This is a genomic window from Streptomyces roseochromogenus subsp. oscitans DS 12.976 (assembly GCF_000497445.1).
GTDB lineage: Bacteria > Actinomycetota > Actinomycetes > Streptomycetales > Streptomycetaceae > Streptomyces > Streptomyces oscitans.
In genome coordinates, this window is the sequence record NZ_CM002285.1 from 9120668 (window position 1) to 9133874 (window position 13207).

Genomic DNA, 13207 nt, shown 5'->3' on the forward strand with positions numbered 1-13207 from the left:
CCACCCGTCGCGGAAAGAGATCAAGACTCGTGACCGCGCCCCGGCCGCGGGCTTCGAGAGAGCCAGAGGTCTCGGTTGCCCGCGATCAGCACGCGCCCGTCCGCGAGGGTGGCCACCGCGCTCGGGGGGTCCTCGCTGCAGCCGAGGCCGCCGCGTTGCCAGCCCGTGGTCGTCCCGTCGCCGACCCAGACCGAACCGCACAGCACTGTGCGGGTGTTCGGCGTGGACTTGGGCCTCGGGGCCGAGCCGACCAGGACCGGGTGACCCGCAGAGTCGACGGTCGCGGCAGTGATCGTGCCGGTGCCCATGGCCGAACTGTCCGTCCGCGCCCAGTGGGTGCCGTCCTGGCTGGTCAGAACCAGCGGGAGGGAGTCGTAGAAGGCGCCGACCTTCGCGTAGCCACCCACGGCGAACCAGTGGCCCGACGTGTACAGGACGCTGTGCACCTGTGTGCCCGGTGGCATCCCGGTGAAGTCGCCGGACGTCCAGTGCACGCCGCCGTCCGCGCTGCGCCAGAACGGGATCGTGCCCGTGGAGTGGAAGTCGTAGGCGTTGGTCGCAGCCGCGCCGAAGGCGACGACCGTCCTGCCGTTGACACCGAAATCGCCCACGGGCGTGGAGGGTTGTCGGCCGTCGATCGCCGGCAGCGGCACGCGACGCACGGTCTTGCCCGCGTCGTCGGACGCGAACACGTACGGAGACTCCACCTGGTCGACGGTCTGGCCGCCGCCGATCAGCAGTCGTGAGTCGACCTTCACCGCGGTGTTCACCGAGGCGTCGTCCGCGGTCTCCTGCTCGGGGTGGGTGTTGAACGTCAGCGGCAGCGCGGCGAGCCGGGATTCCCCGCCGTTCGGTGCCCGGCGGGTCACGGTGGCGCCGACACCGATCAGCGAACCGTCGTCCCACGGCACCACCACGTCGCCCGGCAGGCCGCCACCGGGCCAGCCGCTGCGCATGGAGTACGGCACGTCGGATTCGTCGTCGGCGCCCGGCTTCGGGGTGATCGAGAGCTTCGTACAGCCGTCGGAACCAGTCCAGTTGACGTTCACATAGTGGTACCCGTTGGCGAACGTCCCCTCTCCCAGAGCGCAGTCGCCCAGCGGCACCAGCTGGCGCAGGCCCCGGCCAGGCGCCACGTACCCCTTGTCGTGCGGGCCGGTCACCGACGGGTAGCCCACCGCGCCCGCGTACTTCTTGAACCCGAGCTTTGTCGCGCTCGTCTCTCCCGTACCGGTGTTCCCTGCTCTGATCTTGCCGCAGCCGCCCAGCACCAGGGCCACGCCGGCTATCAGGCCCGCGACGGCGGCGAGCCTCCCCCTACGTGTTCTCATCCCGCCACGCTACTGAACTCGACCCCGTGATGTCGGGAGTTGCATGGCGGGCGCAGCATGCGAGCCCCGACTATGTTCTTCAACGTCCTCGTCACCTTCGCTGAGTTCGGGATCCGACCTGCTCTGCCTGCGGCCCCGTGAAGGCATGGCGGAAGGTGTCGTGCTGGCCCCGTCCCCGGCGGCTCGAAGGCCCCACGAAGTAGGAGAGCCCCAACAAGATCAAGTGCCTACTTGGCTACCTATGTCTACGCACGGTCACTAGATTGCCGTCTCAGTGGCCCTGATTGCTCACAGAACACAGACACGAGGAGTGCGCATCGGTTGACATTGACTACGGTCAGTGGCGATCTCCGTCGGGTCTCGTCGTAGGCGCAAGGTTCCAATGGCGTCGATCCGGTACGAGGACGGAGCAGTGCGTGAAGTGCCAGTACGGCAGTTGCGGTTGGCGGACTTCACGGAGTCGAAGCCGTGGCGGGATGTCCGGTCGGTACACGGGATGACCCACCACTCGGGCAAGTACGCGTGCGCGACGACGGGCGGACAGCCGTGTCGGCTGGCGGCTCGAGTCGGCGACCGGGTGCAGCACCATGTGCCGGACTTTCTGCTGGTCATGTGCTCGGGGACAGTGCGGGTGGTCAACGTCAAGCCCGCGGACCGGCTGCAGGACCCGGAGGTCGTGTAAGCCCTGGCATGGCCAGGTGAGCTGTTTCGGCAGCACGGCTGGGAGTACGAGATCTGGTCCGGGGCAGATCGGGTGCTGCTGGAGAACGTGCGGTTCCTGGGCCGCCTACCGGAGCCCCGGTGTGGTGCCCGAGGGCGAGGTGGAGCAAGCGTGAGTACAGGTCGTGGACGGCGAGGAACTGGGCCCGGCCGAGCGTCGGCTGGCGAGTGACCGGCCGCCCGAGGAAGGGGGGCCACTTCTGATGGCGCTGTTGTGGTCCGGACGGCTGAGGACGGATCTGTCTCGTCCGTTGTCGGGTGAGTCGGTGCTGCGTAGGTGCTCGTGGCTGCCTGGACGACGTCATCGTCCCGGCCGGTGCGGAATCTGATCCTGGTCGAGATCGAGGAGCGTCTGACGAAGGAGTACGGGAAGGGCGCCGCAGCCCTCCCTCACCCGCCACACGGATCTTCGTGCTCAGCCCGCCACGCGAGACCGTCGCGTTCGTCTCTGGCTTCGCACATAGCCCCGGAGACAGACCCGAACTTGGGCCGTGGACACAAGCTGCCGCCCGCGGCCGCACCCCGGACGGCCCATGGAGTCGTACCCGCACGAGTGATGTACGGCCCGATCAGCGTTTCCTCGCTCCCGCGATGCGTTAGGCATGGTATTGCCCGCGGGACCACGAGCACGGAGTCAGCGCGGTCTGCGGCACCTCACCCATCATCCTGGAGGTCACAGCATGCGATCCGTCCGCGTCACTCGCGTCACCGTCATCACCTCGGCGCTGCCCCTGGCCCTTGTCACCCTCGCCCTGGTCGGCACCCAGCCCGCCTCGGCGGCCCAGCACTCACAGGCCGCCTCCCTGTCGAAGGAGGCCGTCGCCAAGCCTGCCGGTGGCGGCGGGCTTGGACCCCTCGGCGACCTTCTGGGCAGCCTCGGCGGCATCTGAAGCAGTCCGCGGTGGAGCCGGCACAAACCGTGAGTCACGTGATCTCCTCGCGCTCGCCGGGCACGACCGCTCTGTGGGTCGCCTGGGCCCGGGCGGTGGAGCACCGCCGCCCGGACCGACTGTTCGCCGACGACTACGCAGCTGCTTTCCTGGCCGCGGCCGGCGCGGAAGCAAGCACGCCTCCCGCCGAGTTCCGCGAAGCGCTTCCTGCGGCAGTAGCGACCCGGACCGCCTTCTTCGATGAGCACCTCAGGAGCGTGACTGCCGGCGGCGTCCGACAGGTGGTGCTGCTCGGCGCCGGCCTGGACACCCGAGCCTTCCGCCTGCCCTGGCCACCCGGAACCACTCTCTACGAACTCGACACACCCGAACTGCTGGCGTTCAAGGAAACCGTCCTCGCCCGTCAGGACGCGGCCGCAGCTTGCCACCGCACGTCACTGGCCATTGACCTGACCGACGATTGGCCCGCTACCTTGTGCGCTGTCGGTCTGGATCCCGCGCAACCGGTCGCCTGGCTTGCCGAAGGGCTCCTGCCCTATCTCGAAGTGGAGTCCGCCGACCGGCTGTTGACGGCGATCGGACGCCTGTCCGCACCGGACAGCACGCTCGCCCTCACCTACAACCCGGAAGCCTTACGCACGCTGGCGGCCGCTCCCAGCGGCCGGCATCTGGGCAGCGTCGGCGTAGCTCACCCGGCGCTGCCCGGCCGACCCGAACCCTGGCTGGCACGCCACGGCTGGCAGGCACACGCCCATGACATCATCCATCAGGCGGTGGCCCACCATCGCGCCCCCGCCGCGGCGATGGAGCACACCAGCCCCGGGACATCGGCGTGCTGGCTGGTCACCGCCACCATCTCCAGTCAGCAGTCACATCGCCAACCTTCGCCACGCTGATCCGGGACGGGGCGGGGCCTCAACCGTCTGCGCCCTGCAGTGCAAGCCAGCCCCCTCCGGCCACGGTGATACCTGACAGCCGATCGCGTATGGCGTCCCGCCGGGTGATGTAGCAGCGATCAAGGCAGGCCCCCTGACAGATTCGGCCCCAATCAAGCCCATTGCTGATCCGATTGATCGCCCCGGCCCACACCGGCCGAAGCCAGTTGTGCCTCAAGCGGTCACACGACCCATCGGACAGGCCCGGTCGACGCCCGCGCAGCCGGAGATCCGATCACGGTCCGCCGCACGCGAACTGACTGATGGCACAGCACTCCCATGGCGTCGATTTGGTACGTCGACGGGTCGACTCGCGAAGTCCCGTTCAATCTGCTGCGGTTGAGGGACTTCGACGAGTCGGACCCGTGGCGCCGGGTTCGTTCCGTACACGGGATGGCGCACTACTCGGGCGACTACGCCTCGGCGACGACGGGCGGCCAGGTCGCGTACGAGAGCCGCCTGGAGTCGGCCCGCCTGCTGCTCGCCTCGGTCCCCGCGCCCTGCGCGGCATCCGATAATGGGGCATCCCGCCCCACCCACCGAGGCGCGTGCCTCCGGTTCTGGGGTGTTGTTCGGCGGGAGGTCGTGGTCAGACGAGGGTGCGTGAGGGCGCCGGTTCGGCAGCGGTCTTCAGGTGTCGGGCCCGCTGGGTGATCAGTCCAGCGACGACGGCGAAGACGGTGACCAGGAGGGTCAGCAGGAGCGAGCGCCGGCTTCCGGAGTCGGCTGCCATGCCGACGATGATGGCCAGGAGTGCCGCCAGGACGAGCAGGCTCAGCCAGGGGTAGGCCCACATACGGACGGTGAGGGCTTCCGGCCGCTCCCGCATCAGCCGGGCATGCCCGCGCAGGTGGGTGACCGTGATGCACAGGTAGACCACGACGGCGACGGCGCCGGAGGAGTCGAGCAGGAACTGGTAGACGGCCGTGGTGGGCAGGAAGTAGTTGGCCACGACGGTGAGCAGTCCGATGCTGGAGGCGGCGATCACGGCCGGTGCGGGCACGCCTAGCCGGGTGGTGCGGGCGAACAGCGCCGGGGCCTCGCCTCGCTCGGCCAGGGAGTGGAGCATCCGGGAGGAGGAGTAGATCCCGGAGTTGAGGCAGGACAGGACGGCGGTGAGCACGATGAAGTTCATTGCAGTGTCGGCGTAGGGCACGCCGAGGTGGCCCAGGACGGCGACGTAGGGGCTGTCGGTGACGGCGGTGGAGTTCCAGGGCAGCAGCATCACCACGACGGTGATCGAGCCGATGTAGAAGAGCAGGATGCGCCAGACGACGCTGTTGATGCCGCGCCGCACTGCCCGGGCGGGATCCTTGGCCTCACCGGCGGCGATGGTGACGACCTCGGTGCCGAAGTAGGAGAAGAAGACGACCAACGACGCCTGGAGCACGGCCAGCCAGCCGTTGGGGGCGAAGCCGCCGTGGCCGAGGAGGTTGGCGGTGCCGGGGGCGCTGGTGTCAGGGAGCGCGCCGAGCACGGCGGCGAGGCCGATGAGCAGGAAGGCGATGATCGCCGCCACCTTGATCATGGCGAACCAGAACTCGAAGGTGCCGAAGGACTCGACGCGTGCGAAGTTGACCGAGATCAACGCGACCATCAGGACCAGCGCGGCCAGCCAGGTGGGTATGGAGGGCAGCATGTGATGGGCGACGGCGGCGCCGGCGATGGCTTCGAATCCGACGGTGACGCACCACTGGTAGGCATACAGCCATCCCACCGACAGCCCGGCCCAGGGGCCCAGCTCGCGGCCGGCGTAGCTGGAGAAGGAACCGGTCTCCGGCTGGGCGACCGCCATCTCGGCCAGCATGCGCATCACCAGGACGGCCAGAGCGCCGACGGCGGCGTAGGCCACCAGTACGGCGGGTCCGGCCTCGCGGATGGCGCTGCCGCTGCCGACGAAGAGCCCGGCGCCGATGACGCCGCCGATCGCGATCATGGTCATCTGCCGGTTGCCCAGCGCACCGCGCAGTTGGGCAGAGCCGTTGGAGTGAGCGGAAGGTTTCACGGGGTTCCTGACCTTCGGGAGAGGGGCGGGAACAACAAGATATGCAAGCAGAATTGCAGGATGTAGTATCGCTGCAATTAAATTTACGTCACGGGTTGCGGCAAGCGGGTCCGCGAAAGCGGTCGGCGGAGCGTGGCCGGCAGGAGGTCGGAAGATGGCGGCAGGCATCCGTGAGCAGGAACTCGCCGGGCTGCGGTGGCTGGTCGTCTCCGGGGAGCGGACGGAAGTGTTCCGCGCCCTCGGCCAAGCCGCCCGCGCCGATGTCCACGCGGTCCAGGACGCCCTGCCCGAACGCTCCGCGCTGCACCGTTGGGCGGCGACCGAACGAGGGCGGATCCGGGTCGGCCGAGTGCTGGACGCCACGCACGCCGCGTGCGGCCGACAGCTGGCCGAGCTGCGCGCCCTCGCCGCCGGCGCCGGCGTGGACTTCCACGACCTGCTGCTGGCCAACCTCCGCGGCGACCTCGGCGTCGACGACGGCACCGGATGCACTGACCTCGGCTGGCGCCGGACGCGTTCCTACGTCGCGCACAACGAGGACGGGGCACCCGCCCTCGACGGCCGGCTGATGCTGCTCACCCTGCTCGTCGAGGGGGATGCGCCGGTGACGGTCCAGTGGTATCCGGGCTTCCTGCCCGCCAATACTTTCACGGCCACCGGCAACGGCCTGGTCTGGGGCATCAACCACGTCCAGGCCGCGCGTCCGGCCGACGCCCCGGGACGGCACTTCGTCGCCCGCGCCCTCCAGCAGGCTCCGACCCTGGACGCGGCCGTCGATCACCTGCGCACCCGCCCCAGCGCCGGCGGCTTCGCCTACACGATCGGCGACCGTGCCGAGGGTCGGGTCGTCGTCGTGGAGAGCGTCGCCGGACGGACCGCCGTGGTGGAGGCCGACCCGGTCCACCACCCCCTGCACTGGCACACCAACCACCTGCGCCATCTGCCCGAACCGGCCGACGCCCCCATCGCCGCGCCGGCCACGGACGACGGCGCGCGGGCGGCCCGCAGCCTGGGCCAGTTCGAGGAGAGCGTCGCCCGTGGCAAGGTCCTGAGCGCTCTGCCGGTCCCCGCCGACGACCCCGACGCGCAGTGGTACTTGGACATCCTCACCTCGGCACCGCTGCCCGACGGGGTGCACCGCACGGCCGCCGGCGCCGACCCGCTGATGACCCTGTGCTCAGTGGTGGCCGACCTCACCGGCGACGGGATCACGGTGCGCGGACCGGCCGGGAAGACCGCCGAGATGGCGCTGTCGGACTTCGCACAGGGGCGTGCCGCCCCCGCCACCGGATGACCCCGAGGCCGCGGCACGGCCGTTCCAAGAGAGAATTCCTCGTATGGCCACAGCATCGCAGCGACCTCCGCAGACCTACGACGCGCTCGTCGCCACCCTGCACAACCCGGCGACGGCGCTGACCCGTTCCCAGCGCCTCCTGGCCGAGCGTGTCATGGCCGACCCGGAAGGCGTGGCGTTCATGACCATCTCGGAGCTGGCGTCCGCCGTCGGTGTCAACGAGGCCACCGTGGTGCGCTTCGCCACCAGCCTCGGCCTCGAGGGCTACCCCGGGCTGACCAGACTGTGCCGGGAGCATCTGCGCGAACAGGTGCACCTGCTGCGCCGCTACGACAACTTGGAGCAGCTCGGGGCCGGCGGCGGAAACCTGCTCCAACAAACGGCCGCACAAGAGGGGGCAAACATCGCCCGCACCTTCGCCCGGATCAACCCCGAAACCTGGGACGCCGCCGTCAAGGCGCTGGCCGAGGCTCCCCGCGTCCACGTCATGGGCCTGCGCAAGTGCCACGCCCCGGCCTATCTGCTCGGCTACCTGCTGCGGATGCTGCGCGAGGACGTCGAAACCGTCACGCTGGGCACGGGCACGCTCACCGACGACCTGCGCCGGGTCCGGGAGGGCGACTGCTTCGTGACCATCGCGATCCGCCGCTACAGCACTGAGACGGTGCGGGCCGCGGCCTGGGCCCGAGCACGCGGCGCCCGCTGCGTGGCGCTGACCGACAACCCCTCCTCACCCCTGGCGTCCTCGGCCGAGCAGGTCTTCTTCGTGGACGCCTCCAGCCCGTCGGTGCTGCGCTCGTTGACCGCGTTCACCGCGCTGGTCCAGGCGCTCGCCGCCGGGGTCGCACAACTGCGCGGGCACCAGGCGCGTTCGACATTGCTGCAGGAAGAAGAGCTGCTGAAGGAATTCGGCGCCTACGCCCCGGACACACCTCTGCCGTAGCCCGCCGGCGCCGCACTACACCCGTGCGGCCCGCCCGGCGGACGCACACCTCAGCCCCGCGCCGTCAACGCGGCGAGCGCCCCGCGCAGGTGCTCCAGGGAGGCCGCGATCCACGGGAGCCGCAGCGGGTCGTCGCTGCGCAACGCCTCCCAGCGCTCCGCCTCGGACTCCCCGTACAACAGACTTGTCGCCACCCGGGCACGCAGTCCGCCGACCGCGTCCCCGAACGCCTCACCGGCGAGCACACCGACCCCGTGCTCCTCCAGCAGGGCTGCGGCCAGCCCCGCACCGGTGTCGATGCCCCGGCCGGCAAGCACCGGCCGCACCGGTTCGAAGTCCGGGTAGAGGTAGAAGCCCGCCTCGGGACGGCAACAGACCGCACCGGCCGCCGTGAACCGCTCGTACACCGCCGCCGCGACCGTCGCGTGCAGCCCGCGAGCGGCATCGATGTGGGCCAGCACCTCGGGCGGATCCTGCAGGATGTACGCGGCGGCGGCCTGCATCGGCGCAGCCAGGCTGGACCACACCTCACTGGCCACCCCGACAAGCTCGCCCATCAGCCGTTCGCCCCAGGGACCCGACGGCACCCGGGCGAACCCGATGCGCCAACCGCCCAGGGCCATCGACTTGCTCAACCCGCTGGTGACAACGGTCCGTTCGGGCAGATAGCCGAGCGCGCTGGGAGCCTTCCCGAAGTGGCACACCTCGGCGTAGATCTCATCGCAGACCACTGCCAGACCATGCCGCTCGGCGATCTCACAGACCGCACGCAGGTGCTCCTCGCGGGCGATCGTCCCCGTGGGATTGTCCGGCACCGTCACCACCAGGACACCGGGGTCCGCCCCGGCCGCCCGCGCGTCGGCCAGCGCCCGCTCCAGCAGCTCCGGGTCCGGAACACCGCCCGCCTCCGCCGGAACCGGCACACTGATGGTCTTCTTGCCCACCAGAGCCGTCTGGGCCGCATAGCTGACCCACGCCGGGCACGGCAGCACCACGTCCCCCGGCAGCACGGCGAGCAGCGCGAACAGCAGCGCCTTGCTACCGGGGGCGAACAGCACCTGCTCGGCTTCCGTCTCCACCCCACGCCGGCCGAACCACCCGGCAGCGGCCTCGCGGGCCTCCCGCGACCCGACGACGGCCCCGTACCCGTTGCGCCCGGCCGCCGCCGACAACACCTGCGCGACCGAATCCGGCACCGGCAGCCCCGCCTCGCCGAACCCCAGGTGCAACACCTTCTCCCCCGCAGACCGGCGGGCCCGCAGTGTCTCGTCGATGGCCAAGGTCGCCGAATGCATGGTCACGGCGCCCCACTCTCCTCACAGGGATCGGCACGGGCAGAGCAAGTGCAGCTGCACAATCGAGAGTATATGCAAATGGACTTGCATTCGGGCCAGAGGGCTGCTCCGGGTTTGCGAAGATCCGGCTGATGCCGCTGGTGGAGTGCGGGACCCGTGCAGTGATCCAAGCCGCGTTCGGGTCGACTGCACCTGACTGAGTGGCCGCAGTTCTCCCACGTCGACCCGCACCGGCTCACCTCCCGCGCAGCGAGCCCGAAGCTCATCGACGGCCGCGTCACCCTCAACACCGAGACCGGGCGCGCAGCCGGGTGGACCGTCCGATCGCTGAGCCGTCCCTGACGCACGCGTTGCCATATACGGCTGTGGACCCCCGGTCAGCGAAACCGGGGGTCCGCCCCGATCCTTGGTGCACTCCCCGCCCCAGCAGCACCACCGGAGAACTCATTCACAACGCACCATCCGCGCAACCTCGGTGCCCTTGCGGCGGAAGGCCGAAGACAACAGGCGCTACGCAGAGCGACCGCCGATGGCAGCCCGCTCGGATGTTCTGCTCGTGATCCGCACCCACGAACCGTGCTCACTGCGTGCGGAAAACGCCATCCCTGCAGCAACCGGTGCTCACGAAGATGCGGTCCCTGGAGTTGTATCGCTGGATCAGTGAGCCGGCCGCCTGTATCGCGCCCACACGCCAGCTGTCGTCGCCCGTCAGCCGCCAGGCGGTGACCCAGGACGGGTGGAAGAGGAAGCCGAGGTCGTGGGTGCTCGTGTCGTACCGGCGCGGAGCGAGCTTGCGGGCGGAGTCGAGGGCCGGCGTGCGGAATGTCTCGTCCTTGCTGTGGAGATATGCCATCCACAGGGTCCCGGGCCAGAATCCGCCCACCCAGTCGCCATTCTGGGAGAAGACCCATTTCTCGAACTTCGTGCCCACGGGAAAGGCGCTCACCCCCGGCGCGACAGCGCGCAACTTCTCCACCGCGTAGTCGGCCGCCGCGCGCAGCGCGGGCCCGGCCGTTGCCGAGCCCTGGCCGCCGGACGCCGCCACGGCCTGCGCGGACGAGGCGGCGGTTGCCCTGGCGCCGGCTGCGACGGCGAGCACAGTGCGCCGGGACATGCTCATGGATGGGCCTCCAAGTAAGCAGTGCGGCCAAGAAGCAGTGCGGCTGGGCGTTGAGCAGCGAGTCTGGCACGGGAGTGGACGCGAAGTGCATGCACTTGTGCATAGTTCATGGATGTGAACAAGTATCCGCGCAGATCTGATGGATAGTCATGTTCCTCATGTGGCAAGGATATTGGCGGGTCCTTACGGCTATCGGCGCGGCGGATGTCTGTTGTCTTCCGTTCCCTGAGCGTTCAACTGGCTATTGCCGTGAGAGTTGTGTGCCGTCCCTAGGGTCCCTGAGGGTTTCGAAAGAAGGGGCTCATGGACACACCTCTCGCGATCCGGGCACGGGGGATCACCAAGAGTTTCGGTGACGTCGTCGCACTCGACGGCGTCGATCTGGATGTGGCGCAGGGACAGATCCACGGCCTGGTCGGACCGAACGGTGCCGGCAAGACGACGCTCCTCGGGCTCATGCTCGGCCTGACCGTGGCCGACGGGGGCCGGCTGGAGATCCTCGGCTCACCGGTGGGCCGGACGTTCGCCGTTCCCGACGGTGTCGCCGGGTTCGTGGACGGGCCGGGGCTCTACCCTTCCCTCACCGCCCGGCAGAACCTCGCCGCGCTGGCCGCGCTGCGCGGCCAGGACGTGCGCACGGCGGGCGTTGACGACGCGCTCGAACAGGTCGGCCTCGCCGACGTCGCCGACGACCGGGCCCGCGGCTTCTCGCTGGGCATGCGTCAACGGCTGGGACTCGCCGCCGCCCTGCTCACCAAGCCCCGGCTGCTCGTGCTCGACGAGCCGTCCAACGGCCTCGACCCGGCAGGCAAGAAACATGTGCACGGCGTCCTCGCGCGGCTCGCCGCGGAAGGCACCGGTGTCGTGCTGTCGAGCCACCGCATGGACGACCTCGAGGCACTGTGTTCCGAGGTCACCATCCTCGCCACCGGGCGGATCGTCTTCTCCGGTCCGCTGAGCAAGCTGGCCGCCGAGAACCGCGAACTCGACTACCGGCTGGTCACCTCCGACCCGCCGGCCGCCCGCCGGCTGGCCGCCGGCACGCCCGGGGTGCGCGTCGTCGAGGACCCGGGAGGGCGCCACAGCGCCGAGGTGCTCGTCGTACGGGCGTTGGTGCCCGCCCTCGACGAACTGTTGGTGCGACTGGTGCAGGCGGGCCTGGCGCTGCGTGAACTCGCCCCCGTGGTGTCCCCGCTGGAGGCCGCGTTCCTGGCCCTCACCGAGCAGCAGCCGCAGGAGACCGATGCCCAGCCGTGCGAGACCGACGCCCAGCAGCAGGAGGCCGGCCGATGACCGCGTCCGCATCCGCGACCGCCGTAGCCCCCACCCCCGCGTCCAACGCCGGCTCCCCCCGTGTCTCGGTTGCGCGCGGCTACCGCTTCGAACTCGTCAAGCTCGTCTCCCAGTGGCGGATCCGTCTGCTGGTCCCCGCCTGCTGGATCGCGCCGGCGCTCTTCGTCGCCGGAGTGAGCCAGCAGAGCACGCTGCCCGCCGACACCCTCTTCGGCCGGTGGATGCTCGCCACGGGCTGGGCCGGACCGCTGGTCATCCTCGGCTTCTCGGGCACCTGGGCGCTGCCGCTGCTGACCTCGGTGGTCGCCGGTGATGTGTTCGCCTCCGAGGACCGGCTCGGCACCTGGCGGCATCTGCTGGTGGCGATCCGCTCGCCTCGCCGCATCTTCGCGGCGAAGGCGCTGGCGAGTCTCACCGTGATTCTGCTGCTCGTGGCCGGACTGGCCGCTTCGAGTACGGTCGGCGGCCTGCTGGCGGTCGGCAACCATCCCCTCGTCGGCCTCGACGGCCATCTGCTCTCCCCGGGGGGCGCCGCAGGCAAGGTCCTGCTCGCCTGGGTCTGCGTGCTCGCCCCGACCCTCGCCCTCGCCGGTATCGGCCTCCTCGGGTCCGTCGCACTGGGGCGGTCCCCGATGGGACTGCTGCTGCCGGCGGTCGTCGCGCTCGCGATGCAGGTCGCCCAGATGCTGCCGCTGCCCGTCGCCGTACGACTCGCCCTGCCCAGCTGGGCGTTCATCGCCTGGAACGGCCTGTTCACCAGCCCGGCACAGCTCGGCCCGCTCGTCATCGGCATCGTGGTCAGCCTGGTCTGGGCCGTGATGGCGACGCTGATCGCCTATCTGCTCTTCCTGCGGCGCGACTTCACCAACCTGACCGACGACGGATCGGCGCGGCGCGCGGTCACCGCCGGGTTGCTGCCGCTCGCCGGGCTGGTCGCCGTCACGGTCGCGGTCGTCGCCGTGACGACCGGCGCGACCACGGGCTCCGGGATCCGGCAGGACAAGGTACAGGTCTCGCTCGCCGAGGATTTCGCCCATCTGTACCGGATGCAGACCGCCCAGCTCAACCGCCCGGCCGTGACCGAGGCACAGCTGAAGTCCACGGCGGCCTGCACCAAGGGCGACGTCAAGGACGACGCCGAGGGCGCCGGCAACGACTGGCGTTGCGTCGTCTCCTGGCATCTGCCCGGCGTCCAGGCCACAGGACAGGCCATCTACCAGCTCGACATCACCGCAGACGGGCGGTTCGTGGCCGACGGCGACGGACCGAAGGAAGTGAACGGCTACTTCCTGGTGCGGACCGCCACCGGAGACGCACCGAACCCGCTCTGGCAGTTCGACGGCAATGTCGACCTGCTTCCCGCCACCGCGAAGGGATGACT

At 70.1% G+C, this 13207-nt stretch carries 11 protein-coding genes; 7 read left to right on the forward strand and 4 right to left on the reverse strand.

Going from position 1 to position 13207, the window contains the following annotated elements:
- Positions 1-20: 20 nt before the first annotated feature.
- The gene (locus tag M878_RS89160) at positions 21-1331 is read right to left on the reverse strand and encodes a hypothetical protein (protein ID WP_158692848.1); all 1311 of its coding nucleotides are present in this window, start codon (positions 1329-1331) and stop codon (positions 21-23) included.
- A gap of 412 nt (positions 1332-1743) precedes the next feature.
- On the opposite strand from M878_RS89160, the gene M878_RS000000100755 reads away from it, so the two are divergent.
- The 3 genes from M878_RS000000100755 (at position 1744) to M878_RS89175 (ending at position 3837) form a co-directional block, all read left to right on the forward strand.
- Positions 1744-2013: a hypothetical protein gene (locus M878_RS000000100755; RefSeq protein ID WP_245238317.1), complete on the forward strand. Its 270-nt coding sequence runs from the start codon at positions 1744-1746 to the stop codon at positions 2011-2013.
- Positions 2014-2731: 718 nt separating this feature from the next.
- Positions 2732-2941, forward strand: coding sequence for a hypothetical protein (locus M878_RS97965; protein WP_023553378.1), 210 nt, complete (start codon positions 2732-2734; stop codon positions 2939-2941).
- Positions 2942-2979: 38 nt separating this feature from the next.
- Positions 2980-3837, forward strand: a complete 858-nt coding sequence (locus tag M878_RS89175) for an SAM-dependent methyltransferase (RefSeq protein ID WP_023553379.1) — start codon at positions 2980-2982, stop codon at positions 3835-3837.
- A 628-nt stretch (positions 3838-4465) separates the two neighbouring features.
- On the opposite strand, the gene M878_RS89180 is transcribed toward M878_RS89175, so the two are convergent.
- On the reverse strand, positions 4466-5881 hold the full coding sequence (locus M878_RS89180; RefSeq protein ID WP_023553380.1) for an amino acid permease: 1416 nt from the start codon (positions 5879-5881) through the stop codon (positions 4466-4468).
- A 154-nt stretch (positions 5882-6035) separates the two neighbouring features.
- On the opposite strand from M878_RS89180, the gene M878_RS92625 reads away from it, so the two are divergent.
- Both M878_RS92625 and M878_RS89185 read left to right on the forward strand, forming a co-directional pair.
- Positions 6036-7175 carry a C45 family autoproteolytic acyltransferase/hydrolase gene (locus tag M878_RS92625; RefSeq protein ID WP_023553381.1) on the forward strand — a complete coding sequence of 380 codons (1140 nt, stop codon included), beginning with the start codon at positions 6036-6038 and terminating at the stop codon, positions 7173-7175.
- A gap of 43 nt (positions 7176-7218) precedes the next feature.
- Positions 7219-8118, forward strand: coding sequence for a MurR/RpiR family transcriptional regulator (locus M878_RS89185; RefSeq protein ID WP_023553382.1), 900 nt, complete (start codon positions 7219-7221; stop codon positions 8116-8118).
- Positions 8119-8168: 50 nt separating this feature from the next.
- Here M878_RS89185 and M878_RS89190 read toward each other — a convergent pair whose 3' ends face one another.
- Positions 8169-9413 (reverse strand): pyridoxal phosphate-dependent aminotransferase, encoded by a 1245-nt coding sequence (locus M878_RS89190; RefSeq protein ID WP_342452761.1) that lies wholly within the window; start codon positions 9411-9413, stop codon positions 8169-8171.
- 580 nt (positions 9414-9993) lie between these two features.
- On the reverse strand, positions 9994-10533 hold the full coding sequence (locus M878_RS89195; RefSeq protein WP_280923676.1) for a hypothetical protein: 540 nt from the start codon (positions 10531-10533) through the stop codon (positions 9994-9996).
- Between the two features lie 303 nt (positions 10534-10836).
- On the opposite strand from M878_RS89195, the gene M878_RS89200 reads away from it, so the two are divergent.
- Together M878_RS89200 and M878_RS89205 are read left to right on the forward strand one after the other, a co-directional pair.
- The gene (locus M878_RS89200) at positions 10837-11826 is read left to right on the forward strand and encodes an ABC transporter ATP-binding protein (RefSeq protein WP_023553385.1); all 990 of its coding nucleotides are present in this window, start codon (positions 10837-10839) and stop codon (positions 11824-11826) included.
- Positions 11823-13205 (forward strand): ABC transporter permease, encoded by a 1383-nt coding sequence (locus M878_RS89205; protein ID WP_023553386.1) that lies wholly within the window; start codon positions 11823-11825, stop codon positions 13203-13205. The genes M878_RS89200 and M878_RS89205 overlap by 4 nt, the downstream gene beginning before the upstream one ends.
- Positions 13206-13207: the final 2 nt, after the last annotated feature.